The organism is Microbacterium alkaliflavum (assembly GCF_044325405.1).
GTDB classification, from domain to species: domain Bacteria; phylum Actinomycetota; class Actinomycetes; order Actinomycetales; family Microbacteriaceae; genus Microbacterium; species Microbacterium alkaliflavum.
Window position 1 is genome coordinate 417,551 of sequence record NZ_JBIQWL010000004.1, and the last position, 25,400, is coordinate 442,950.

A 25,400-nucleotide genomic window follows, 5' to 3' on the forward strand; every position below is an offset into this window, starting at 1 on the left:
GTCCGGTCAGTGCGCCGGTATGGCTCCGTCGTCACCGGCGCCCTGCGAGGGCCCGATCGCCGCCACGAGCTGCGACTCGAGCTGGTCGAGCCGCTCCCTCTTGACCTGGGGCATCGCCGCCGTGAGCATGATCGGAGTCATTCCCGAGAAGTAGCGCCCGAACGAGTCGTTGCGCGTCGCGGGGAACGCCTCGCGGATGAGATCCCGCGTGCGCTCGTCGTCGAGGAGGCGGCCGATCGGCGTGCTCACGACATGAGCGCCGCGGGGGAAGTCGGACACGAGCGGGACGGGCGAGGACGACGCCTGGACGCTGTCCCACTGCCGCTCCACCAGCAGGTGGTCGTCGGTCACGGGGCCCTCTGCCGGGAGCCCGAGCCGCTCGTACTGCTCGAGGGGCGCATCGCTGTCCCGCATGTCGCGCACGAGCAGCTCGACCATCCGCTTCTCGAGCGCGGGATCCGAGAGGGGATTGCGCTGGTCGGGATCCTCGACGAGGTCGTAGAGGAGGGTGCCGTAGGCCGCAGGACTTCCGGCCGGGCCCGCGGGGATCTTCAGGACCCTGACGTCCTTCGTGAACGAGAACGGCTCCGCCAGGTCGAGATCGCGCAGCTCCTCGACGAAGAACCTGCTGCGCATGTGCGTCGGCATGAGCGTGTACTCGTAGAGCGGCTGGTTCTCGTCGGTGACGGACGCCCGCATGTACACGTAGCGCCCGTCCGTCACGCTGACATGCGACCCGTGGACGCCGAACAGGGCGGAGTCGCGGACGGGGGAGTCGTCGGCCACGACCTCGCGCAGCGGGCGGCCTTGCATGTCGGGCGTCGGCGAGACGCCGAAGAAGTCGAGCAGCGTGGGCGCGATGTCGATCGTCGCGACGAGGCTCGAGCGGCGCTCGCCCTTCTCGCCCGCCCGGGGGTCCCAGACGAACAGTGGGGTGTGGATGCTCTCGTCGAACCAGGGCATGACGCTCTTGCCCCACCAGCCATGCTCGCCCAGCAGGAAGCCGTGGTCGGTGTTGACGATCAGCATCGTGTCGTCCCACATGTCGTGCTCGTCCATGAAGTCGAGCACGCGCCCGAGCGACCGGTCGCACATCGTGACCAGCGCGAAGTACTCGGCCCGCACCGCGTCGACGGTCTCGTCGTCCTCGATGACGCGCCGATACGACGGCCAGTCGTAGATCCGCTCGTCGTTGCGGTCGGGGTAGAGCTCGCGGTACCGCTCGTAGCTGAAGAACGGCTCGTGCGGATCGAAGGTCTCGATCTGGACGAACCAGTCCTGCTTGTCGGCGTTCGTCTCGAGGAAGTGCAGTCCCGCATCGAAGGTGAGCGTCTGCGGGTGGTCGGCCTCGTCGGTGAGATAGAGCCGGTTGACCCAGTCCTGGCGGGTGAGGAAGTTGTCGCCGTTGCCGGTCGGCGGCGGAGTCACGCCGCCGACGTGGCCCTTCCACGGGTCGCCTTCCTGTCCGCGGAAGAACTCGAAGGTGTTGTAGCGGGCGTGGTAGGTCGCTCCGCCGTCCTCCCAGTAGTGCTGATGGTCGGTCGCGAGATGAGTGTGGACTCCGTTGTTCTTCAGGATCTCGGGCATCGAGTCGTCGAACGGCTCGAGCGGCCCCCACGAGCGATGGAGGAAGTTGTAGCGGCCGGTGTGGAGCTCCCGCCGAGCGGGCATGCACGGCATGCTGCCCGCGTAGCAGTTGTCGAAGGTCACGCTGAGGCGCGCCAATCGCTCGAAGTTGGGTGCTTCGATCTCGCTCGCGCCGAAGTTCGGCAGAAGACGCCGATTGAGGCTGTCGAACATGACCATGATGGCTCGCATGAGAATCTCCGATGATTGTCGATGTCCCTAAAATCTAGCGGTCACTCGGGTTTCTGTATATAACGGAACTCATGATCCGCCTTCCCTTCGCCGACGGCTGGACCGTCGGCCCCAAACTGGGCGCGTTCGAGGCGCTCGCGGGAGGCGCGGCACCGCAGCCCGTCACCCTGCCGCACGACGCGGTCCGCGACCTCGACCGCTCAGCCGACTCCGTGCAGGGGGTGCACGCCGGGTACTACCCGGGCGGCGTGTTCGAGTACGCGAAGACTTTCGACGTTCCCGCCGACTGGCGTGAGAAGACCGTGCGGCTCGAGTTCGAGGGCGTCTACCGCGACGCCGTCGTCTTCCTCAACGGTGAATTCGCGGCGCATCGGCCGAGCGGCTACGCGGGATTCACGGTCGACGCCGACGCATATCTGCGCTTCGGCGAGCCCAACCGCATCACCGTCGAGGCCCGGTCGCACAAGGACAGCCGGTGGTATTCCGGAGCGGGCATCTATCGTCCCGTCCACCTCGTCGTGAGCGACCCCGTGCACATCCCGCTCGACGGCGTCGTCGTCACGACCCCCGACGTCGACGACGGACTCGCCGTCGTCGAGGTCGCCACGACGGTGCTCAACACGACCCGGCACACGCGAGAGACGCGCGTCTCGTGGACGATCGAGGATCCCGACGGCCTCGCCGTCGCGACAGCGACCGCGCCGGTGACGGCGCTGCCGAGCGAGCCCGCGACGGCACGCGTGCGCATCGCCGTCGTCGATCCCCGGCGCTGGAGCACCGAGACGCCGTCGCTCTACACGCTGCGCGCGGTGCTCACCGCGCCCGACGGCGCCGAGCTCGACGCGGCGACGACGAGCTTCGGCATCCGCACCCTCCAACTCGACCCGCTGCGGGGCCTGCGGATCAACGGCGAGACCGTCAAGCTGCGCGGCGCATGCGTGCACCACGACAACGGACCGCTCGGTACCGCCACGATCGGCGACGCCGAGGATCGTCGCATCCGCCTCTTGAAGGCCGCCGGGTTCAACGCGATCCGCAGCGCGCACAACCCCGTCAGTCGCGCGATGCTCGACGCGTGCGACCGGCACGGCGTGCTCGTCATGGACGAGCTGACCGACGTGTGGACCGAATCGAAGACGGCGTTCGACTACTCGCTCGCGTTTCCGGACTGGTGGCAGGCCGATGCGGCGGCCCTCGTCGCGAAGGATGTCAACCACCCCAGCGTCATCATGTACTCGATCGGGAATGAGATCCTCGAGCTCGGCACGCCGATCGGCTCCGCGTGGGGCCGTCGCCTCGCGGAGGAGCTGCGGCGGCTCGATCCGACGCGGTTCGTCACGAATGGGATCAACGGCATCATCGCCAATCTCGACCGCATGGCCGAGGCGCAGACCGAGCTGTCCGATAAGGATCCGAACACGATGATGGCCGGCATGGGCGAGCAGATGGCGCTCATGAACGCGTCGGAGCTCGTTTCGCGCTCGATCGAGGAATCCGCCTCGGTGCTCGACGTCGTGGGCTTCAACTACGGCGACTCGCGCTACGAGCCCGACGCGGAGGCCTACCCGCACCGCGTCATCGTGGGCTCCGAGACCTTCCCCGAGCGCATCGACGCGCTCTGGGCGCTGGTCGAGCGACTCCCGCACGTCATCGGCGACTTCACGTGGACCGGCTGGGACTACCTCGGCGAGGCCGGCATCGGTCGTGTCGACTACACCGACGAAGAGGGCTACACCCCGACCGGCACCGCGGGCCCGTACCCGTACCTGCTCGCCGAGTCCGGCGACATCGACATCACGGGGCACCGCCGCACGATCTCGTACTGGCGTGAGATCGTCTTCGGCCTGCGCGCCGAGCCGTACCTCGCGGTGCACCGCCCGCAGCATCACGGCAGGCCGACCGCCCGCACGCCGTGGTCGTGGGACGACTCGGTGTCGTCATGGACATGGGATGCCGCGCCCGGCGCGCCCGTCACAGTCGACGTCTTCGCATCGGCCGACGAGGTCGAACTCCTGCTCGACGGGGTTTCGCTGGGCATCGCTCCGGCCGGGCCCGGGAACCGCTTCCGCGCGCGCTTCGAGACCGAGTACCGCCCTGGCGAGCTCGTCGCCGTCGGGCGCACCGCGGGCGTCGAGACCGGCCGGCACGCGCTGCGCACAGCGTCGGGGCGGCTGTCGCTCGCGGCGCGGGCGGAGGAAGCCGCGATCTCGGCCGACTCCGACGCGCTCGGATTCGTCGCGCTGACGCTCGAGGACGCGGACGGCACGGTGCCCTGCGACGCCGACCGCGTCGTGTCCGTCTCGGTCGAGGGTCCCGCGGTCCTCGCGGGTCTCGGCACGGGTCGCGCCCGCACGGAGGAGCCCTTCGCGGGCCCGTCCGTCACGACCTACGATGGCCGCGCGCTCGCGATCGTGCGCCCGACCGGCCCCGGCGAGATCACCCTGACGGTCTCCGCCGAGGGCGTGCCCCCGGCATCCGTCACCCTCACGGCTTCCTGACGCGACCTCGCTTGCGCCTTTTCGCTTGTGGCCCTGCCGAACGGCGCAAGTGAACGAAACGCGCCCCGTTCGCTTGCGTCGAATGGCTCTCGCTTCTGCACAACGCCGCAAGCGAACGGGGCCGGAGGCTCAGCGGTGGGCGGCGGAAGGTGCGGCCTGACGCGGAAGGCGGATCGGCGTCGTGCCGGCGACCTCGTCGCTGAACTGCGCCGGCGCGACGATCGCGACGGGCACGGTCTCGTCGATCGTGAGGCGGAACCGTCGCGACTCGTGCCGGCGAACGCGGCCGGAGGCCAGCATCCACGTCGCTCCGATCGCGAACGCGACGAGCGCGGCGACGGCACCCAGCAGGATCGCCACCCGCGGTCCGTACTCCGCCGCGACCCAGCCGACGATGGGGGCGCCGATGGGGGTGCCGCCCATGAGGATCGCCATATAGAGGGCGAGCACGCGGCCGCGCAGCGCGGGATCGGTCGTCGTCTGCACGTAGCCGTTCGCCGTCGTCAGAGTCGTGACGATGGAGAAGCCCGTGACCATGAGCGTGACGGCATACAGCCAGTACGTCGGCATGAACGCCGACACCGCGCCCGCGACGGCGAACAGGGCCGTGCCCACGATGACCAGACGGATGCGGGCCCGATCGCGCCGCGCCGCGAGCAGCGCGCCCGTGAGCGAGCCGATCGCGAGGATCGAGCTGAGCAGCCCGTAGCCGTCGGCCTCCTGACCGAATTCGAGCGCCATCGTCGATGCGAAGATCGGGAAGTTCATGCCGAACGCGCCGAGCAGGAACACCATCGCGAACGCGACCATAAGGTCGGGGCGCTTGCCGACGTAGCGGAATCCGTCGGCGAGCCGGCCCGCGTTCTGCGCGCTGGCGCGGGCGACGAGTTCGTGCGGTCGGATGATCAGGAGCGCGACCAGCATCGCGATGAACGTCGCCGCGTTGATGAAGAACACCCAGCCGGTGCCGACGGCGACGATCACGATCCCCGCCGCCGCGGGCCCGATCATGCGCGCACCGTTGAACGAGGCGGCGTTGAGCGCGACGGCATTGGAGGCGTACTCGCGCGTCACGACATCCGAGACGAAGGCCTGACGCGCGGGGTTGTCGAAGGCGGCGACGAGGCCCAGGGCGAGCGCGAAGACGTACATGAGCGGCAGTGTCATGACGTCCATGAGCAGCAGCGTGCCGATCGCGATGCCGAGCACGAGCAGCAGGCTCTGCGTGACCATGAGCAGGTGCCCGCGCTCGAAGCGGTCGGCGACCCAGCCCGTCACACCGACGAGCAGCAGGGGAGGCGCGAACTGCAGCGCCATCGTGATGCCCATCGCAGCGGGGTCGTTGTCGGTGAGCTCCGTCAGCACGACCCAGCTGAGGGCCGTGGTCTGCATCCACTGGCCGACGTTGGAGATGAGGGCGCCGAAGAACCAGACGCGGTAGTTGAAGACGGAGAATGAGCGGAACATCGCGCTCACAGCCCCGCCACCTCCCGCATGATCTCGCCGGCCTGATGAAGAAGAGCCCGCTGCTCGGGGGCGAGCCCTGCGAGTACCTCCTCGAGCCACGCGTCGCGGCGGCGCACGGTCTCTTCGACGACGTCGAGCCCCGCGTCGGTCAGGGCGATGTTGACCTTGCGGCGGTCTTCGTCGTCGGGCGTGCGGGTGAGGTACCCCGACTCCTGCAGGCAGTTGACGGTGCGGTTCATCGACGGCGCCGAGACCCGCTCGCGGTCGGCGAGCTCGCCGAGGGTGTGCGGCCCGTGGATCTTGAGGGTCGCGAGGACGGCGAACTGCCCGTCGCTCATCGTGTCGACGGCGCGCTCCGCGCGCAGGCGTCGCGCGAGCCGGAATGTCGCGATGCGCAGATCGGATGCCTCGGCGGCGAGATCTTCGGCGGGCTCGAGCGGATCGGACGGGGCTTCGGCAGGGGCGGCGGTCGCAGGGCTCATGAGATTGTTTAGCCTAGCTCATTAGCCTTGCTAAGTAAACCCGCGCGATGGGCCGGGATGCGGCATCCCACCGTCCTAGACTCATGCGCATGCCCGAGTTCACCGATGCACACGGCATCGCGATCGTCTACGACGTCCACCCCGCCACGACCGTGCCCCGCGCGGTCGTGCAGCTCATCCACGGCGTCGGCGAGCACAGCGGGCGCTACGGCGCGCTGATCGAGGCGCTGACCGCGAACGGCTGCACCGTCTACGCCGGCGACCTTCGCGGCCACGGCCGCACGGGCATGAAGCAGCATGGCGACGCGGCGAAGCTCGGACGCCTGGGACCGGGCGGCCTCGGCGCGACGGTCGACGCGATCTGGCGGCTCGCCGAGATCATCCGCGACGAGAACCCCGACCTGCCGCTCGTGATCCTCGGCCACTCCGGAGGCTCGTTCATCACGCAGATCGTCGTCAACGACCATCCGGAGGCGTTCGACGGATTCATCCTCTCCGGGTCCGCGCTGCGCATGCCCGGGTGGCTGCGCACCGGCGGGCACAACAAGCCCTGGGACGGGCCGGATGCCTCGGGCCTCGAATGGCTCGCCTCCGATCCCGCCGTGGGGGCGCAGTTCCGGGCCGACCCGCTCACGACCGAGGACTCGCCCATGAAGCTCTTCGGTCCCATCGAGGTCATGAAGGTCTTCGGGCGCCCGCGCAAGAACCTCGGCCACGACATCCCGCTGCTTCTGCTCGTGGGCAGGGATGACACCGTCGGCGGACCGCGCAGCGTCCACAAGCTCGCCGACACCTACCGCACGCGGTCGGGACTGACCGACATCACGACGCTCGTCTATCCCGGCGCGCGCCACGAGATCTTCAACGAGGTCATGCAGGCCGACGTGCGCGCCGATGTGATCGCGTGGCTCGACAAGCGGTTCCCCGCGCGCGACTGACTCTTGACCCCGCGCCTCCCGGGCGGGCATCCTGGCGTCAGTCGGTCTCGTGGGAGCGCTCCCACCCGGGTCTCCGCCGTGGAGCCTCCGCAAGGTGCTCCCGAGGACGACCGCAGGACCGGGCGCGATGATGCGACCGGAGTCGACGAAGACCCCCTGGAGTGACATGTCCTCATCCCGAACGAGACGCGGCGTCGCTGCCGGCGTCTCCGTCGCGGCGCTGGCCGCGGCATCCCTCCTCGCCCTCGCCCCCGCGCAGGCGTACGAGCCCGGTGGCCTCGCCGGGTCGACGCTCTACGTCGACCCGTTCAGCACGACCCTCGAGGCTGCCCAGTCGCTCAGCGGGCAGGCGCGCGACGACGCACAGCTGCTGGGCAGCATCGCCTCGGCGACGTGGTTCACCAAGGGCACGCCCGCGGAGGTCGAGGCAGCGGCGCGCACCTACGTCGACGGCGCGACGGCGGCGGGCGAGATGCCCGTGCTCGTCGCCTACAACCTCCCCTTCCGCGACTGCTCCCAGTACTCGGCGGGCGGAGCCGCCGACACCGCCGCGTACGAGGCATGGATCGACGGCCTCGCGGCCGGCATCGGCGACCGCGCGGCGACCGTCATCCTCGAGCCCGACGGTCTGGGCATCATCCCGTGGAACACCGACATCAACGGCAACGTCGAGTGGTGCCGCCCCGCCGAGCTCGACCCTGCGACGGCCGCCGCCGACCGGTACACGCAGCTCAACCACGCCGTGGACGCGCTGGGAGCCCTCGGCGCGACGGCCGTCTACCTCGACGGCACGCACAGCGGCTGGCTCGGTGTCGGCGACATCTCCGACCGCCTCATCAAGGCGGGGGTCGAACGCGCCGCGGGCTTCTTCCTCAACGTGTCGAACTACGTCGAGACGGCGAAGCTGCAGAAGTACGGCACGTGGATCTCGGACTGCATCAACCTCTCGCAGAACTCCTGGTGGGAGCCGGCGTGGTGCGCGAGCCAGTACTACCCCGCGAACCCGAACGACTTCTCGACGTGGGGGCTGACGGATGCCGCCTACCAGCAGGCCTATTCCGACACCGGAGTGACGCGCGACCCGGCCGCGCAGGCGCACTTCGTGCTCGACACGAGCCGCAACGGCCAGGGACCGTGGGCGGGCCCCGCGGCGCCGTACCCCGGAGCCCCGGCCGGAGCCGACCCCGAGGTGTGGTGCAACCCGCCCGACCGCGGCCTCGGCGCACTGCCGACGACCACGACGGGCGATCCGTTCATCGACGCGTACCTGTGGGTCAAGGTGCCCGGCGAGTCCGACGGCAAGTGCTACCGCGGCACCGCCGGACCGCTCGATCCCGAGCGCGGCATGGAGGATCCCGCGGCGGGGCAGTGGTTCACCGAGCAGGCGCGCGAGCTCATCGAGTTCGCCCAGCCGCCGCTCGTCCCGCTCGACTGCCACGTGGCGTGGGATGCCTCGGGTGCGGGCAACGCGTCGTCGGCGAAGCTGCGGCTCGACGGCGCCGCTCCGGGCGCGCCGTGGACGGTGTCGTTCGTGCTCGCCGGCGACCAGAGGATCACGAAGGCCACGCACGGGACGGTCACGCAGTCCGGTCACGCCGTGGCGGTCGCAGGCAGCGGCGCGAAGCCCGGCAATGCGCCCGACGTCGTGCTGAGCGTCAAGGGCGCGGCCGAGCAGCCGTGGATCTTCTGGCTCGACGGCGCGGCCTGCACCTCCGACTGACCCGGGCGCGGGGGAGCGGGCACCAGTCGCCGCCCGTTCCCCCGTGCCGTGCACCGCTGCGGGTCGATCGCCCGCCGCGCCGGCGTTGCGCGGCGTGTCGGTCGATCTCCCCGCAGTTGTGCACGGGGAGGGATGCCTCGGCCGGGCTCAGCCGCAGCGTCGGCTGCGCTCGATGCGTGCACAGCTGCGGGCCGATCGCGCGGCGCGCCGACGCTGTGCGGCGCGTCGGTCGTTTTCCCCGCGGCTGTGCACAGGGGCGGATGCCTCCCCGGGCTCAGCCGCGCGCGCGGCGGCCGGGCGCTTGTGCATGGGTGGATGCCTCGCCCGGCCTCAGCCGGCCTGTGCACCGCTGCGGGCTGATCGCGCGACGCGCCGGGGTCGTGCGGCGCGTCGGTCGATCTTCCCGCAGTTGTGCACGGGGAGGGATGCCTCGCCCGGGCTCAGCCGCGCGCGCGGCGACCGGGCGTGCGGGTGCCGCGGATCTCGGCGACCGTGCTGCCCGTCGTGAAGCGCTGCTTGGACGCCTGCTGGCGGTTCGCGCCCGAGGCCGAGCCGCCCTGCTTCGCAGGCTGCTGCTTCGCGCCACTCTGGGCACCCCCCGAACGGCCCGCCGACTGGCCGGAACGGGCCGCCGACTGACCGGAACGGCCCGCCGACTGGCCCGAACGACCGGCCTGCTGCCCCGAACGGCCGCCGCCGGCCTGGGGCGCAGCATCCTGAGCACCCGCGCCGCCCGAGCGTCCGCCGCGCCGACGACGCGAACCACCGCCGGAGCCCGAGTCTCCACCGGAGCCGCGCGAGCCGGAGCCCGAACCCGCCGGCCGCGCCGCCGAGCGCTGCTGCACGGGAGCCGCCGACGGCGCGACGCGCGGAGCAGGCTCGCCGACGAGCTCCGCGACGGCGGCGTCGGCCGCGACGACGGGCTCGAGGGCGGCCGAGACCTTGGCCTTGCGAAGGAGGTCCTTGACCTCCCCGCGCTGCGCGTCGAGCGCGACGGTCACGACGACGCCCTCGGCGCCGGCGCGAGCCGTGCGGCCCGAGCGGTGGAGGTATGCCTTGTGCTCGACCGGCGGGTCGACGTGCACCACGAGCTCGACTTCGTCGACGTGCACGCCGCGCGCGGCGACGTCGGTCGCGACGAGGACGCGCACGCCGCCGCTCTCGATCGGCGCGCCGAAGGCCGCGAGGTTGCGCTCGCGCGCGTTCTGGCCGAGGTTGCCGTGCAGGTCGACGGCGGGGATGCCCGACGCCGTGAGCTGCTTCGCGAGCTTCTTGGCCTGGTGCTTCGTGCGGGTGAAGAGGATGCGGCGGCCGCGGCCCGACGCGAGGTGACGGACGAGCGCCGTCTTCTCGTCGGTGCCTGCGACGACGAAGACGCGGTGCGTCATGACGCCCTGCGGGACGCTCGCCTCGTCGACCTCGTGGAGCACCTCGTCGCGGAGGAACTTCTTGACGAGCACGTCGACACCGCGGTCCAGGGTCGCGCTGAACAGCATCCGCTGTCCGCCCTGCGGCGTGGCCGCGAGGATGCGCGTGACGCCGGGGAGGAAGCCGAGGTCGGCCATGTGGTCGGCCTCGTCGAGCACCGAGATCTCGACGGCCGAGAGGTCGATGTGCTTCTGCTTCATGAGGTCTTCGAGGCGGCCGGGGCAGGCCACGACGATGTCGACGCCGGCGCGCAGCGCCTGCTCCTGCGGCTTCTGGCTCACGCCGCCGAAGATCGTCGTCACCGTGAGGCCCGTCGCCTCGGCGAGCGGGGCGATCGTCGCGGCGATCTGGGTGGCGAGCTCGCGCGTCGGCGCGAGAACCAGGCCGCGGGGACGGCCGGGGGTGCGACGGGCGGCCGAAGCTCCGGACAGGCGCGCGACGAGGGGGAGCGAGAACGCGATCGTCTTGCCCGAGCCCGTGCGGCCGCGGCCGAGCACGTCGCGGCCCGCGAGGGCGTCCGGGAGGGTGTCGCGCTGGATGGCGAACGGCTCGGTCTTGCCGTCGGCGGCGAGGACGGCCGCGAGGTTCGCCGGCACGCCGAGATCGAGGAAGGAGGGCATGGTTGTGCTTTCGGGAAGGGCGCACGGCGATGGCCGGCGCGGAACGGGCGACAGCGGGCCGCGAACGATGGGGCCGGCGCTGAAGTTCGCCGATCGTAAGGACGTCACAGCACGGAAGGCCGGGGAATCAAGACGTCGACGCAGCGGCACAGGGGCCGCATCTCCAGGCTACCAGGCCCGGGATGCCGCATCCTGAATGCTCTTCGGGCAGCCCGCGCTCGCGAAACCGGCCCTGTCGGCGTGGTCGGCCGAAGCGAGGCTCCCGAGACGCGCCGCCTGAATAGGCTGGGACGATGCACGGCGAATACAAGGTCCCGGGCGGAAAGCTCGTCGTCGTCGACCTCGAGGTGCAGGGCGGCCGTATCGCCGACTTCCACCTCGCGGGCGACTTCTTCCTCGAGCCCGACGACGCGCTGCACGATATCGACGCCGCCGTCACGGGCCTTCCCCAGGAGGCGGATGTCGCGGCCATCGCCGCAGCGGTGCGCTCGGCCCTTCCCGAGGGGGCGCAGCTGCTCGGCTTCACGCCCGAATCCGTCGGCACGGCGGTTCGCCGCGCACTCGTGACCGCGCCGGGCTGGCGCGACTTCGAGTGGGAGATCGTGCACGACAAGCCCGTCTCGCCGCGGATGAACCTCGCCCTCGACGAGGTGCTGACGGGCCGCGTCGGCGACGGCCGGCGCAAGCCCACGCTCCGGCTGTGGGAGTGGGACGAGTCCGCCGTCGTGATCGGGTCGTTCCAGTCCTTCCGCAACGAGGTCGACCCGGAGGGCGCCGCGAAGCACGGCTTCGACGTCGTCCGCCGCATCTCCGGCGGCGGCGCGATGATGATGGGCGCGAACTCGATCGTGACGTACTCGCTCTACGTGCCGGCCGCCCTCGTCGCGGGCATGACCTTCGCCGACTCGTACGCGTTCCTCGACGACTGGGTGCTGCAGGCCCTGCGCTCGCTCGGAATCGAGGCGACTTACCAGCCCCTCAACGACATCGCGAGCCCGCAGGGCAAGATCGGCGGTGCGGCGCAGAAGCGGCTCGCCAACGGCGGCGTGCTCCACCACGCGACGCTCAGCTATGACATGGACGGGCAGGTCATGACCGAGGTGCTCCGCATCGGTCGGGAGAAGCTCAGCGACAAGGGCACGGCGTCGGCGGCGAAGCGGGTGGATCCGCTGCGGCGCCAGACCGGCCTGCCGCGCGAGGCCATCATCGAGCGCTTCATAGAGACGTTCGCGCACCTGTACGGCGCCGTTCCCGGGCATATCACCGAGGAGGAATACGCCGAGGCGGAGGCCCTTGTCGAGTCGAAGTTCGCGACGGACGCGTGGCTGCACCGCGTGCCGTGAGCGAGGCGCCGCCACCCGGCCGCGTATGGATCCATGAGGGCGACAACCTCGAGGTCGTGCGCGGCTTCCCCGACGCCTCGTTCACGTTGATCTACCTCGATCCGCCCTTCAACACGGGCCGGGTGCGCGAGCGCAGCGTCGAGACGGCCCGGTCGCGGCATCCCGTCACCCCCGCTCCCTCCACGGAGACGGTGAGCCTCCACGGGACCGCCGAGAACGCGGGTGCCACCCAGGCTCTCGGCAGGGAGGTGGAGGCTCACGGTCCGGACGACGGCGGGGGGCGGGGGGATGCCGTCGTGCGGCGCGGATTCCACGGGCGCGAGTACGAACGGCTGAAGGGCGACCTCCGCGCGTACGACGACAGGTTCGACGACTACTGGGGCTTCCTCGAGCCGCGGCTTGCCGAAGCGTGGCGCCTGCTCGCCGACGACGGGACGCTCTACCTGCACCTCGACTACCGCGAGGCGCACTACGCCAAGGTGCTCATGGACGCGCTGTTCGGGCGCGAACGCTTCCTCAACGAGATCGTGTGGGCCTACGACTACGGTGCGAAGAGCCGTCGGCGGTGGCCGACCAAGCACGACACGATCCTCGTCTACGTCAAGGACCCGGCGCGGTACTGGTTCGACTCGGAGGCCGTCGACCGCGAGCCCTACATGGCACCGGGGCTCGTGACGCCGGAGAAGGCGGAGCGCGGCAAGCTCCCCACCGACGTGTGGTGGCACACGATCGTGCCCACGACGGGGCGCGAGAAGACGGGGTATCCGACGCAGAAGCCCGAGGGGATCCTGCGGCGCATCGTGCAGGCATCCACCCGACCCGGAGATCGTGTTCTCGACTTCTTCGCGGGCAGCGGCACGACGGGCGCCGTGGCCTCGGCGCTCGGTCGCGACGCCGTGCTCGTCGACGTGAATCCGGCCGCGATCGCCGTCATGCGGGCCCGGATTCCGCACGGCACCGAGGCTCGCGAAGAGGCGGACTGAGTCTCACGGAGCCCCGCACTCTACCTGTGCCCTCGCGATCCTTCAAGATCTTTCGCCGGACCCACAGGCAGCGCTAATCTCGCGTCCATCTGCCGAGTCCACCTCGGCGCTCCCCGTCGCGTGCGATGGGGGTTGTGCTCGTCCGCATGTCCATCCCACAAGGAGCGTCATGACCAAAGCCCGCAGCCGCACGTCTCGAATTCCTCGCACCTGGCTGACGGGCATCGCCGTCGCCGCCGTGCTCGTCGCCGGGGCCGCAGCCCCGGCGAACGCTCGAGACGTCGGGAATCTGACTCCTGACCCCTCCGCCACGGTGACGCCCGACGGCGGCACCGAGACGGGCGCGAAGTCCGCGTCCGGCCGATTGGCCACTGACGACCAGGAGCTGCTGGCACGCTCCGACGCGGCGGTGACCCCGATCATGGTGAAGGTCGACGTCGACTCGGTCGCGTCGTACGCGGGAGGCATCAAGGGCTACGCCGCGACGAGTCCCAGCGTGACGGGCACCTCGCTCGCAAAGGGCGGCGACGCGGTCGCGAAGTACACGAAGTACGTGCAGGACAAGATCGCGGCCTCGCAGGCCCAGGTCGCCGCCCTGATCCCGGGTGCGACGATGATCGACACCTACGTGGCGGTCTACGGCGGCTACTCGGTGGCGATCCCGGCCAACCGTGCCAAGGACGTCGCGAAGCTCGGCAGTGTGGCGGCGGTCCAGGGCAACGAGCTGCAGCAGATCGCAGAAGACACTGCGACGCCGGCGCCCAGCGACACGGCGACGCCCGCTCCGACCGAGACCGCGACGCCGGCCCCGACAGAGACGGCGACCCCGACCCCGCCGGCAACGCCCGACGCCACGACGCCGGACGCGACGACGCCGAGCACCGCTCCGCAGACCGCGACGCCGAATGTGACGCTGCCGCCCACGACGCCCGCCCCCGACCACGACGCGACGACCTTCATCGGTGCGGACGCGGTCTGGCCGTCGCTCGGCGGCCGTGACAAGGCAGGCGCGGGCGTGATCGTCGGCGTCATCGACACCGGCATCTGGCCCGAGCACCCGATGCTCGAGGACAAGGGCCTGTCCGCACCGGCGGGCGGACCCTGGGCCTGCGAGTTCGGTGACGGAAGCGTCGGACCTGCCTTCTCCTGCAACGACAAGCTCGTCGGCGCCTACGCATTCCTCGACACCTACCAGCACTCGTCGCAGCCGGCGGGCGCGGAGGACTACTGCTCCGGCCTCGTCTGCTCGGCCCGTGACTCCGAGGGGCACGGCACGCACACCGCCACGACCGCCGTCGGCGACTACGTCGAGTCCGCTCCCGTTCTCGGCGTCGACCGCGGACCTGCCAGCGGCGTCGCACCGGGTGCGTCGGTGATCATGTACCGTGCGCTCGGCCCGCTCGGCGGCTTCACCGGCGACCTCGTCGCGGCGATCCAGCAGGCGGTGCTCGATGGGGTGAACGTGCTCAACTACTCGATCTCGGGCAGCGCAGACCCGTACGCCGCGGATGAGCTCGCCTTCCTCGATGCCTTCGCAGCGGGTGTCACCGTCAACGCGTCGGCGGGCAACTCCGGGCCGGGCGCTTCGACGCTCGACCACGCGAGCCCGTGGGTGACGACGGTGGGCGCATCCACATTCGACCGTGCGTTCACGTCGGCGCTCGTCCTGACCGCAGGCGACGGCAGCACCTACGTCAAGCAGGGCGCCACGTTGACGCAGGGCGTCACGGACAAGGGCGTCGTGACGGCCAAGTCGCTCGGCGACGAGTTCTGCGAGCGGCCGCTGCCGAGCTCGGTGGCGGGCAAGGTCGTCGTCTGCGTGCGCGGTGTCAACGGCCGCATCGCGAAGGGCTTCAACGCCGCGCAGGGCGGCGCCGCGGGGATGATCCTCATCAACCCCGTCGCCTCCGACGTCGAGACGGACAACCACTTCCTCCCGGCGATCCACCTCGAGGGTCCGAACGACGACTTCCTGGCGTTCCTCGCCGCGCACCCCGAGGCCACGGCGACGTGGGCGCAGGGCGAGGCGACCGTCGCGCAGGGCGATGTCATGGCCGGCTTCTCGTCGCGCGGCCCCGTGGACGACTTCCTGAAGCCGGACATCACGGCGCCGGGCGTGCAGATCCTCGCGGGCAACACGCCGACGCCGACCGATGTCGCGGGCGGCGCCCCGGGTCAGCTCTACCAGGCGATCGCGGGCACGTCGATGTCGTCGCCGCACGCGGCGGGTGTCTCGGCGCTCGTGAAGGCTGCGCACCCCACGTGGACGCCCGGCCAGATCAAGTCGGCGCTCATGACGTCGTCGCTGCAGAGCGTCGTGAACGTCGACGGATCCGCGGCCGGCGTGTTCGACCGCGGTGCGGGCTCGATCCGCGCCGACCGCGCGATCTCGCCTGTGCTGACGATCAGCGACACCGCTGCCGACTTCTTCGCCAGCGCCGCCGACCCGAACAGCCGCATCGACCTCAACATCCCGAGCATCCAGGTCAACCCGCTCCCCGGAGCGGTGTCGGTCAAGCGCACGGTGACGAACGTGAGCGGCGCGTCGCAGACGTTCACGGTCAAGACCAAGAGCGAGACCGGCCTGAAGATCGCGGTGCTGCCGTCGACCTTCACGCTCGCGGCGGGCAAGTCGAAGGACCTCACGATCATCCTCGACGGCATCAGCGCGCCGGACGGATGGCTCGAGGGGCAGATCACGATCACGCCGAAGAAGTCGGGGCTGAGCGCGGTCGTACTGCCGGTCGCCGCCGACATCGGCGAGGCGCAGGTGTCGCTGACCCAGTCGTGCGATCCGACGACGATCCTCAAGGGCAAGACGACGACGTGCTCCGTCGCGGCGACGAACTTCATGCCCGTGCCGGTCAACGCCAGGATCGACGTCCTGTCGAACCCGCTCCTGCAGACGACGAGCGTCACGGCGCCCGCCAAGAAGCAGGCGCTCGGGGCGACCTGGAGCGGAACGCTGACACCGGCTCTGCCCGCGCAGATCGCGAGCGTCGCCGTCACACCGAACAGCTCACCGGCCGGGTACCTCGCGCTCGCGGGCTTCGGAGGCAACTACGTGAACAGCGGGCTCGGCGACGAAGGGTTCGTGAACCTCAACGTGCCGCAGTTCACGTACGGCTCCGAGGCGTACACGTCGGTCGGCATCACGTCCAACGGCTACCTCGTCGTCGGCGGAGCCACCTCGGCGGACGTCAAGTTCGACCCGAGCACGTCGACGGGAACGGCGCCGCCGAACAACATCATCGCGCCGCTGTGGACCGACCTCGACATGAGCAAGGGCGGCCGAGTCCTCGCCAACGTCCTGAGCGGAGGCGGCATGAGCTGGCTCGTCGTCGAATGGGAGGGCATCTCCACGTGGGGCGCCACGGCGACCGACACCTTCCAGGTGTGGATCGGGCTCAACGGAACGGACGACGTCACGATGACCTACGGCAAGGACGCGAAGGCGGACCCGGGCACCCCGTGGTTCGTCGGAGCCGAGAACCGCGACGGCACGAGCGTCGGCTCGCTCGCGGCGCTGCCCAAGGCCGGCGACGAGGTGCTCGTGTCGACGACGCCTCCGACGGCGGGCGGGTCGGTCTCGTTCGACTACACCCTCAAGGGCCTCGTGAAGGGCACCTGGTCGACGACGGTCACGCTCCGCTCCGACGCCCTCCGCACGGTTCCGATCGAGGAGACGAAGATCACGGTCAAGTAGCCGACACAGCTAAGGAGAGCGGATGCCCGGCCTGGGGGTATCCGCTCTCCTTCGTGTCGGTGGGTCTCAGACCAGCGCGCGCACGCTCGCGTAGCCGTCGGCGAGGACGTCGGGTGCCGACGGGTCGCCGCCGAAGACGCGCGTCGCGCCGCCCCGCCACTCGGGCCAGCCGGGATCGCCGTCGCGGATGAAGGCGGCGGCCGCGCCGTGCAGGGCATCGGCCAGTCGCGGCGGGGGAGCGTCGCCCGCGATCGACGCGACGGCGGGATCGTCGAGGCAGTCGAACCAGAACGGCACGTCCAGGCAGTGCAGCGCCCATGTGCGGGTGGGCGACGCCCAGGCGAACCGGTACGCCCAGGTCGGGGCATCCCCCCGCGCATCGGCCACCCGCACCACGCCCGTCCGGAAGACGTGGTCGGTCGTGAATCGGCCGAGCATGGCCGCCGTCCCCTTGCGGTGCTGCGCGCGGTTGGCCGCGAGGTAGGCCCGTCGCACATCGCGGGACAGGCCGAGCATGCCGAGGGCGACACCCGCCGGCACCAGCCGCAGCTTCCCCTTGGCGCCATCGGTGATCATGGTGAACTCGTCGTCGGTCGTGCCGAGCACGAGCGGCTTGTCGGCGCCGACCCCGGAGCGGATCGACTCGAGCGTCGGCTGCGTCAGCAGGTCGCCGTCGACGGCAGGGCCCCACGCGAGACCGTCGTCGAGGAACGCCTGCACGCCGGCCAGCCGATCCTTCGAGTCGTGCCGGCCCGCGGCATCCTGAAGCTCCTTGATGCGCTCCTCGGGGAGCGAGGCGAACCCCTCCCTCGTGGGCGTCACGCCGGCGAGGTTCGCGAGCTTGGCCGCCAGCGTGCGGGCGCGCTCGGCGGGCACGCTCACGACGGCGGGCGAGAGCGCCCAGACGGCATGGAAGAGGTGCTGCGCCGCGGGGAGCCCGAGGAGCGTCAGCACGGCGCCGCCACCGGCCGACTGGCCCGCGATCGTGACACGCGCCGGGTCGCCGCCGAACGCCGCGATGTTCGCCTGCACCCACTCGAGCGCCGCGATCCAGTCCCGGATGCCACGGTTCGAGGGCGCGCCGGCGATGTGGCCGAAGCCGTCGAAGCCGAGCCGGTACGAGATCGACACCGTCACGATGCCGTCGCGGTTGAAGGCGCGGCCGTCGTACCAGGGGCTCGCGGGGGAGCCGGCGACGTAGCCGCCGCCGTGGATGTAGACGAGCACCGGCAGCTTCGCCTCGGGCTCGCCCGGCCGCGGAGTGAAGACGTTGACGTTGAGGGTCGACTCGCCGGGGATCGACGGCTCGGGGATGAGGGTCGGCCCCGTCTCGCCGCGCTGCGCCGTCGCCCCGTATTCACGCGCATCGCGCACGCCGCTCCAGGGTTCGGGCGGCACGGGCGCGGCGAAGCGGAGGTCGCCGACGGGAGCCTTCGCGAACGGGATGCCGAGGAACGCCGACAGCTCGCCGCGCTGCAGGCCGCGCACCTCTCCAGACGTGGTCCGGACGACAGGGTCACTCATCGGGGTCCTTCCGATTGCGGGGGTCGAGGGCGTCGAAGAGCGCGGAGACGGTGCCGGCCATGTCGATCGAGGGGTCCTGCATCCACTGCAGCTGCATGCCGTCGGCGACGGCCTGGAAGATGCGGGCCAGGACCCCGGCGTCGACCACGTCGGTGAGCTCGCCGCGGCGCTGAAGCTCGCGGAGCGCCTCGACGAACGTCTCCCGGAGGCTGTCGCCGCGATCGAGGAAATAGCGGTGCGCGGGATGCTGCGGATCGGCCGCATCGACGGCCATGCGCGAGAACAGCTGCACGAGGCCCGGCACTTCGGCGTTGTGGCGGATGATGCCGACGAACCCGGAGCGCAGATGGGTGGCCTCGGCGACTTCGGGCATCGGCCCGAATTGCCTGGAGTCGACCTCGTCGCGCTTTCGGAGGATCTCCGTGAAGAGCTCCTCCTTGCTGTCGAAGTAGTGGAGGAGCCCGGCCTGACTGAGGCCCACAGCCTCGGCCAGCTCCTTGACGGATGCGCCGCGATAGCCCTCGCGCGCGATCACCTCGAGCGCGCGCTCGAGGATCTCTTCGCGCTTGGCCACGCCCTTGGCGTAGGAACCTCGCTGTGCCATGAAACGAGTAAACCGAATGATGCTTGTGATTTCAAAACCAAATGTCGTATGGTTTTCGCGTGGGGCATCCATGGAGGATGCCGAGAGGAACACCGACAATGACGTCAGACACTTCGGTTCCCACCGGCGACCCGATCGCGCCGATCACCGAGAACACCTTCGTCGCCACCGCGTCCGGCAACGACGACCCGCCCACTCCCGTCAAGGGCCTGCGCCGCCTGATGTGGTGGATCATCCCGGCCAACCTCGGGATCTTCCTCATCTGGGGCGCCGTGCCCGGCATCCTGCTCCCGCAGCAGATCACGGTGCTCTTCGGCGAGGAGGACAAGGTCGCCAACCTCGCGATCGTGGCGACGATCGGCGCGCTCGCGGCGATGCTCGCCCAGCCGATCGCGGGCCAGGTGTCCGACCGCACGCGCTCGCGCTTCGGCCGCCGCGCGCCGTGGATCATCATCGGCGCCCTCGCCGGCGCCCTCGCCCTCACGGGCCTCGCGTTCTCGACCTCGCTCGTCGGCGTCATCATCGCCTGGACGCTCGTGCAGGTCGCCTACAACTTCGCGCAGGGACCCCTGTCGGCCGTCATGCCCGACCGCGTGCCGCTCAAGCGGCGCGGAACGTTCGCAGCCCTCTCCGGGATCGGCCTCATGGTCGGCGCCCTGGGCGGCTCGATCGTCGGATCGATGTTCTTCAACAGCATCACGCTCGGCTACATCGTCTTCGCGGTGTTCGCACTCGTCATCCTGAGCCTGTTCGTGATCCTGAACCCCGACTACTCGAGCCAGAAGCTGCAGCCGGAGCCCTTCACGCTCGTGGAGTTCCTCAAGACGTTCTGGGTCAACCCCGTCAAGCACCCCGACTTCTTCTGGGCCTTCACGGGGCGTCTCCTCCTCTACACGGGCTACTTCGCCGTGACCGGGTACCAGCTGTTCCTCCTGACCGACTACTTCGGTGTCGAGCACCCCGAGCAGGTCATCCCGGTCCTCGGCCTCCTGAGCCTCGTCGGCATCCTCATCTCCACGGTCGTGTCGGGTCCGCTCTCCGACCGGATCGGACGCCGCAAGCCCTTCGTGTTCGCGTCGGCGGCCGTCGTGAGCCTCGCGTTCCTGCTGCCCTGGCTCTGGCAGGACCTCACCGCCTGGTACCTCATGACCTTCATCGCCGGCTTCGGCTTCGGCATGTTCCAGGCCGTCGACACGGCCCTCATGAGCGAGGTGCTGCCCTCGGCGAAGTCGTTCGCGAAAGACCTCGGCGTCGTCAACATCGCCGCGACGCTGCCCCAGACCCTCGCCCCCGGCGTCGCCGGTCTCATCGTGCTGGCGTTCGGCTACCAGGGCCTCTTCCCCGTCGCGATCGTCCTCGGCATCCTCGGCGCGTTCGCCGTGTGGCCGATCAAGGCGACGCGCTGACCATCCTCGAAAGGAACGACATGACCATCACGCAGACGACGGCGGCCCTCGAGGGCCTCACCGTCGAGGACAAGGCCGGACTCACGAGCGGTGCGAGCTTCTGGCGCACGAAGGCCGTGACAGGCATCCCGTCCGTCATGCTGACCGACGGCCCGCACGGCCTCCGCAAGCAGCGCGAAGGCGGCGACCATCTGGGCATCGGCGACAGCGTGCCGGCGACGTGCTTCCCGCCCGCCGTCGCGATCGGCTCGTCGTGGGATGTCGAGCTCGCCGAGCGCCTCGGCGCGGCGCTCGGCGTCGAGTCGTCGATCGAAGACGTCGCCGTCATCCTCGGCCCCGGCGTCAACATCAAGCGCTCGCCGCTGTGCGGCCGCAACTTCGAGTACCTCTCGGAAGACCCGATCGTCTCGGGCGTGCTCGGCACGGGCCTCGTGCGCGGCATCCAGTCCCAGGGTGTCGGGGCCTCGCTCAAGCACTTCGCGGCGAACAACCAGGAGCACGACCGCATGCGGGCCAGCTCCGACGTCGACCCGCGACCGCTGCGCGAGATCTACCTGCGCGGGTTCCAGCGCGTCGTCGAGGACGCCCAGCCGTACACGGTCATGTGCTCGTACAACCGCATCAACGGCGTCTTCGCGTCGGAGGACCCGTGGCTGCTCACGTCGGTGCTCCGCGACGAGTGGGGCTTCGAGGGGCTCGTCGTCTCGGACTGGGGCGCCGTCAACGACCGCATCGCGGCGCTGAAGGCCGGCCTCGACCTCGAGATGCCCGGCAACGGCGGCCAGACCGACGCGAAGCTCGTCGCCGCCGTCGCCTCGGGAGATCTCGACGAGCAGGTGCTGGATGCCTCGGCCCAGCGCATCGCGACGCTCGCGACCCGCTGGGCGGCCACGCCGCGGGTCGAGGGTCCGCTCGACGTCGACGCGCACCACGCGCTGGCCCGCGAGGCCGCGGCGCGCTCGATCGTGCTCCTGAAGAACGACTCGGTGCTGCCCCTCGCGCCCGACGCGAAGATCGCCGTCATCGGCGCCTTCGCCGAGAAGCCGCGCTATCAGGGCGCGGGGTCGTCGATGATCCACCCGACCCGCCTCGACGACGCGCTGACGGCGATCCGTGCCGTCGTGCCGGATGCCTCGTACTCGGCCGGCTTCGGCCTGTCGGCCGACGTCGACCCCGCCGAGACCGCGCGCCTGCGCGAGGAGGCCGTCGCCGCAGCATCCACCGCCGACGTCGCCGTCGTGTGCGCGGGCCTTCCCGCCCGACTCGAGTCGGAGGGCTACGACCGCGACGACATCGATCTGCCCGCCGAGCAGCTCGCCGTCATCGACGCCGTCGTCGCGGCCAACCCGCGCACCGTCGTCGTGCTCTCCAACGGCTCGGTCGTGGCACTGCCGTTCGCCGAGCGCGTGCCGGCGATCGTCGAGGCGTGGCTCCTCGGCCAGGCCGGCGGTGGCGCGACCGCCGACGTGCTCTTCGGCGCGGTCAACCCGTCGGGCAAGCTCGCCGAGACGATCCCGCACCGCCTCGAGGACACCCCGGCGTTCCTCAACTTCCCGGGCGAGGAGGGGCACGTGCGCTACGGCGAGGGCCTGTTCGTCGGCTACCGCTGGTACGACGCGCGCCGCATGGACGTCGCCTTCCCGTTCGGCCACGGCCTCTCGTACACGACGTTCGCGTACGGGGATGCCTCGGCCGAGGTCGACGCCGACGGCGACGTCGAGGTCTCACTCAGCGTGACCAACACGGGCGACCGCGCCGGACGCGAGGTCGTGCAGGTCTACACGTCGCTGCCGGGCTCGACTGTGCAGCGCGCTCCGCGCGAGCTCAAGGCGTTCGCGTCGGTCGAGCTCGAGGCCGGCGAGTCGCGCGAGGTCGTGCTGACGGTGCGCCGCGCAGACCTCGCGTACTGGCACGTCCCCGCCGACCGCTGGGTCGTCGAGGGCGGCTCGTATCTCGTCGAGGTGGGCGCCTCCAGCCGCGACCTCCGCTCGTCGGTGCCGGTCGTCGTCGAGGGCGACGTCGTGCGACTGCCGCTGACCCGCGAGTCGTCGCTCGGCGAGGTGTTCGCGCACCCCGTCGCAGGGCCGATGGTGCAGGCCGCGATGGCCGGCATGGCGCAGATGATGGAGGGCGCGGCGTCGATCATGCCGGAGGGCGTGTCGATGGAGAAGATGATGGCCTCGTTCCCCATCGGGCGCATCGGCATGATGGCGGACGGCCAGATCTCGCCCGAGATGATCGACGGCCTCATCGCGGCGGCGAACGCCCCGCAGATGTGACGCTTGGATGCCTCGGCGCGCGCGGTGCCGAGGCATCCACCGTCCGATTTCCCCGCCGTCGTCGATTCCTCTCGTCCTGGCGACGGAGGGAGGGCAGCCAATGAACGGAGGGCGATCGCGCTCGGATCGCCCTCCGCCCGTCGGTTCTCCTCCGCTGGTCGGGAGGAGAGGAGGATCAGCTGTTCAGGAAGGCGAGCAGGGCCTTGTTGACCTCGTCGGCGTGGGTCCACAGCATCCCGTGCGGCGCGCCGTCGATCTCGACGTAGGTCGCGCCGGGGAGCAGCTCGCGGAAGCGGCGGGCCGTCTTGTCGATGGGGAGGATGTTGTCCGACGTGCCGTGCACGATGAGCGCTGGCACGTCGACCTTGGGGATGTCGGCGCGGAAGTCGGTCGGCCAGGTGAGGGGCGCGGCCGCGATCGCGCGGTTGCCGGCGAGGTTCGCGACCTGGACGCTCCCGTCGAGCGCCTCCTGCGAGATGCGCGAGCCGAGGTTCTCGTCGAGGTTGTAGAAGTCCTTGAAGAAGCCGCTGAGGAACGCGTAACGGTCGCCCGCGACGGAGGCCGCGATGCCGTCGAAGAAATCCTGGGGGCCGGCGCCATCGGGATTGTCGTCCGTGATGAGGAGGTAGGGCTCGAGCGATCCGAGGAATGCGGCCTTCGCGACGCGGTCGCTGCCGTGGTTGGCGATGTAGCGTGCGACCTCGCCCGTGCCCATCGAGAAGCCGACGAGGATCGCGTCCTGCAGGTCGAGCTCGACCATGAGGGCGTTCAGGTCCGACGCGAACGTGTCGTAGTCGTAGCCGCTTCCGGCCTTCGTCGAGGCGCCGAACCCGCGGCGGTCGTATGCGATGACGCGGTACCCGGCCTCGAGCAGGACGGCAGCCTGCTTGCCCCACGATTCGCCGTTGAGTGGGAACCCGTGGATGAGCACGACCGGCTGCGCCGTGTGACCGCCCGACGGCGGCGCCTGGTCCGTGTAGAAGAGCTTGATGTCGACCGAATTCTCGGTGCCGACGGTGATGTAAGCCACGATCGTTCCTTCCGGACGGGGGACGGATGCCCCGACTCGGTCCCGACGATAGGCGTGCGGTGGTGGCGACCGCCAGGCCTTGCGCCCTCGAATCCACAGGTCTACCGGTGTGACTGGTCGGCCGAGGCGGGGTGTTCCATACTTGCGGCATGTCCACCCCTTCCTCCGCAGGCGCCGACCCGGAGGACAACAAGCCGACCCTGCCGATTCCGCCGGGATCCGTGCCTCCCGAGACAGCTGTCGGCCCGCGCACCGACCCGACGGCCGCCGCCCCGCGCGCCGACCCGGAGGACGACAAGCCGACCCTGCCGATTCCCCCGGACCAGGTGCCTCCCATCCCGCACGCGCCCGCCGGCTACCTGCTGCCCGGGTATCCCGGGGCTCCCGCTCCCGTCGAGACGCCCGCTCAGCCGGGGTATCTGGTGCCCGCGCAGCCGGGGTATCAGGTGCCCGCGCAGCCGGGGTATCGGGTTCCGGCGCAGCCGGGGTATGAGACGCCCGCGCTGCCGGGGTATGAGGTGCCCGGTTATCCGGCGGCGCCTGAATACGCCGGTGCAGCGGATGCGGCAGCAGCGCCAGGTGCACCCGGCGCGGCACCGGCATATCCGGCCTACGTGGCGCCCGGAGGGTACGCGGCCCCGGGGGGCTACGCGGCCCCGGGGGGCTACGCGGCCCCGGGGGGCTACGCGGCCCCGGGCGGATACCCCGCGCCTGGCGCGTATGCAGAGCCGAGCGGATATCCCGTCCAGCCTGGCAACGGCTACGGGCCTCAGCCCGTGTACGGCTACCCGACGGAGCCGCCGCGCGGATCGTCAGGTCTCGCGATCGCGGCGCTGGTCGTCGGCATCCTGTCGCTCGTCCTCTGCTGGCTGCCGCTCCTCGGCATCATTCTCGGGATCGTCGGCGTCGTGCTCGGCAGCGTCGCGCTCGCCCGGCGGCAGCGGAAGGGCTTCGCGATCACCGGGATCGCGACGGGTGGCACCGGGATCGTCGCGTCGATCGTCGTGTGGATCGTCCTCGTCTTCCTGGTCGCGAACGTCCCGAGCTTCTTGGAAGGTCTCTCCGGGGGTGTTGCGCAGTCGCCGGCGCCGGCCGACCCCGGCACGGGGCAGGACTCCGGCGACGTGGACGTCTCGACGTTCACGACCCTCGACGACGCCGGGTTCGCGGCGCTCGTCGCTGACCCGGGTGCGCACTACGGCGAGGAGTACATCCTCTACGGCGAGGTGTACGAGTTCGACGACATCACAGGCGAGTGCCAGATCATGATCAACGTCGACAACTCCCAGCAGAGCGACTGGGAGGCCTACGAGGAGTACGCGATCGCCTTCGCCGCGTCCGGCGCCTCGCAGGCTGCGGGATGCCCCGAGTTCGCCGGCGTCTCGGAGCTCGACCATCTCGAGATCTGGGCTCGCGTGCTGGGCGTCTCCACCGTCGAGTTCGACGACGGCACGGCCGACGATCTGCTGTCGCTCGAGATCCACCAGGTGGAGCAGCTCACGCCGCTGCCCTGATCCGCCGAAGAGGCCGACGCCGTGGGCGTCGACCCCTCAT

The 25,400-nt window shown here is 70.7% G+C and carries 16 protein-coding genes; 9 read left to right on the forward strand and 7 right to left on the reverse strand.

What is annotated here, in order from left to right; genetic code table 11:
- Nucleotides 1–6: 6 nt before the first annotated feature.
- Nucleotides 7–1,818 (reverse strand): sulfatase, encoded by a 1,812-nt coding sequence (locus ACH3VR_RS13730; RefSeq protein ID WP_397556872.1) that lies wholly within the window; start codon nucleotides 1,816–1,818, stop codon nucleotides 7–9.
- A gap of 71 nt (nucleotides 1,819–1,889) precedes the next feature.
- Here ACH3VR_RS13730 and ACH3VR_RS13735 point away from each other — a divergent pair, with 71 nt between their 5' ends.
- Entirely contained in the window at nucleotides 1,890–4,316 is a 2,427-nt protein-coding gene (locus ACH3VR_RS13735) for a glycoside hydrolase family 2 TIM barrel-domain containing protein (RefSeq protein ID WP_397556873.1), read from the forward strand.
- Nucleotides 4,317–4,445: 129 nt separating this feature from the next.
- Here the strand turns inward: ACH3VR_RS13735 and ACH3VR_RS13740 are convergent, their stop codons facing one another.
- Together ACH3VR_RS13740 and ACH3VR_RS13745 are read right to left on the reverse strand one after the other, a co-directional pair.
- Nucleotides 4,446–5,783, reverse strand: a complete 1,338-nt coding sequence (locus tag ACH3VR_RS13740) for an MFS transporter (protein WP_397556991.1) — start codon at nucleotides 5,781–5,783, stop codon at nucleotides 4,446–4,448.
- Between the two features lie 5 nt (nucleotides 5,784–5,788).
- Nucleotides 5,789–6,265 carry a MarR family winged helix-turn-helix transcriptional regulator gene (locus ACH3VR_RS13745; RefSeq protein WP_397556874.1) on the reverse strand — a complete coding sequence of 159 codons (477 nt, stop codon included), beginning with the start codon at nucleotides 6,263–6,265 and terminating at the stop codon, nucleotides 5,789–5,791.
- A gap of 89 nt (nucleotides 6,266–6,354) precedes the next feature.
- Here ACH3VR_RS13745 and ACH3VR_RS13750 point away from each other — a divergent pair, with 89 nt between their 5' ends.
- Both ACH3VR_RS13750 and ACH3VR_RS13755 read left to right on the forward strand, forming a co-directional pair.
- Nucleotides 6,355–7,203 (forward strand): alpha/beta hydrolase, encoded by an 849-nt coding sequence (locus tag ACH3VR_RS13750; RefSeq protein ID WP_397556875.1) that lies wholly within the window; start codon nucleotides 6,355–6,357, stop codon nucleotides 7,201–7,203.
- 166 nt (nucleotides 7,204–7,369) lie between these two features.
- Complete coding sequence (locus ACH3VR_RS13755) at nucleotides 7,370–8,923, forward strand: glycoside hydrolase family 6 protein (protein ID WP_397556876.1); 1,554 nt, start codon at nucleotides 7,370–7,372, stop codon at nucleotides 8,921–8,923.
- Between the two features lie 440 nt (nucleotides 8,924–9,363).
- On the opposite strand, the gene ACH3VR_RS13760 is transcribed toward ACH3VR_RS13755, so the two are convergent.
- Nucleotides 9,364–10,971: a DEAD/DEAH box helicase gene (locus ACH3VR_RS13760; RefSeq protein ID WP_397556877.1), complete on the reverse strand. Its 1,608-nt coding sequence runs from the start codon at nucleotides 10,969–10,971 to the stop codon at nucleotides 9,364–9,366.
- Between the two features lie 293 nt (nucleotides 10,972–11,264).
- Here ACH3VR_RS13760 and ACH3VR_RS13765 point away from each other — a divergent pair, with 293 nt between their 5' ends.
- The 3 genes from ACH3VR_RS13765 (at nucleotide 11,265) to ACH3VR_RS13775 (ending at nucleotide 17,003) form a co-directional block, all read left to right on the forward strand.
- Nucleotides 11,265–12,314 carry a lipoyl protein ligase domain-containing protein gene (locus ACH3VR_RS13765; RefSeq protein WP_397556878.1) on the forward strand — a complete coding sequence of 350 codons (1,050 nt, stop codon included), beginning with the start codon at nucleotides 11,265–11,267 and terminating at the stop codon, nucleotides 12,312–12,314.
- Nucleotides 12,293–13,297 (forward strand): DNA-methyltransferase, encoded by a 1,005-nt coding sequence (locus ACH3VR_RS13770; RefSeq protein ID WP_397556879.1) that lies wholly within the window; start codon nucleotides 12,293–12,295, stop codon nucleotides 13,295–13,297. Before ACH3VR_RS13765 ends, ACH3VR_RS13770 begins: the two co-directional genes overlap by 22 nt.
- Nucleotides 13,298–13,466: 169 nt before the next feature.
- Nucleotides 13,467–17,003 (forward strand): S8 family serine peptidase, encoded by a 3,537-nt coding sequence (locus ACH3VR_RS13775; RefSeq protein ID WP_397556880.1) that lies wholly within the window; start codon nucleotides 13,467–13,469, stop codon nucleotides 17,001–17,003.
- Nucleotides 17,004–17,069: 66 nt separating this feature from the next.
- On the opposite strand, the gene ACH3VR_RS13780 is transcribed toward ACH3VR_RS13775, so the two are convergent.
- Nucleotides 17,070–18,527 carry a carboxylesterase/lipase family protein gene (locus ACH3VR_RS13780; RefSeq protein WP_397556881.1) on the reverse strand — a complete coding sequence of 486 codons (1,458 nt, stop codon included), beginning with the start codon at nucleotides 18,525–18,527 and terminating at the stop codon, nucleotides 17,070–17,072.
- The gene (locus tag ACH3VR_RS13785) at nucleotides 18,520–19,131 is read right to left on the reverse strand and encodes a TetR/AcrR family transcriptional regulator (protein WP_397556882.1); all 612 of its coding nucleotides are present in this window, start codon (nucleotides 19,129–19,131) and stop codon (nucleotides 18,520–18,522) included. Before ACH3VR_RS13785 ends, ACH3VR_RS13780 begins: the two co-directional genes overlap by 8 nt.
- 98 nt (nucleotides 19,132–19,229) lie before the next feature.
- Here ACH3VR_RS13785 and ACH3VR_RS13790 point away from each other — a divergent pair, with 98 nt between their 5' ends.
- Nucleotides 19,230–20,537 (forward strand): MFS transporter, encoded by a 1,308-nt coding sequence (locus tag ACH3VR_RS13790; protein ID WP_397556883.1) that lies wholly within the window; start codon nucleotides 19,230–19,232, stop codon nucleotides 20,535–20,537.
- A 20-nt stretch (nucleotides 20,538–20,557) separates the two neighbouring features.
- Complete coding sequence (locus ACH3VR_RS13795; RefSeq protein WP_397556884.1) at nucleotides 20,558–22,816, forward strand: glycoside hydrolase family 3 C-terminal domain-containing protein; 2,259 nt, start codon at nucleotides 20,558–20,560, stop codon at nucleotides 22,814–22,816.
- A gap of 175 nt (nucleotides 22,817–22,991) precedes the next feature.
- Here ACH3VR_RS13795 and ACH3VR_RS13800 read toward each other — a convergent pair whose 3' ends face one another.
- Complete coding sequence (locus tag ACH3VR_RS13800) at nucleotides 22,992–23,846, reverse strand: alpha/beta fold hydrolase (RefSeq protein ID WP_397556885.1); 855 nt, start codon at nucleotides 23,844–23,846, stop codon at nucleotides 22,992–22,994.
- A 149-nt stretch (nucleotides 23,847–23,995) separates the two neighbouring features.
- Between ACH3VR_RS13800 and ACH3VR_RS13805 the strand changes: the two genes are divergently transcribed.
- Complete coding sequence (locus ACH3VR_RS13805; protein ID WP_397556886.1) at nucleotides 23,996–25,360, forward strand: DUF4190 domain-containing protein; 1,365 nt, start codon at nucleotides 23,996–23,998, stop codon at nucleotides 25,358–25,360.
- Nucleotides 25,361–25,400 lie beyond the last annotated feature (40 nt).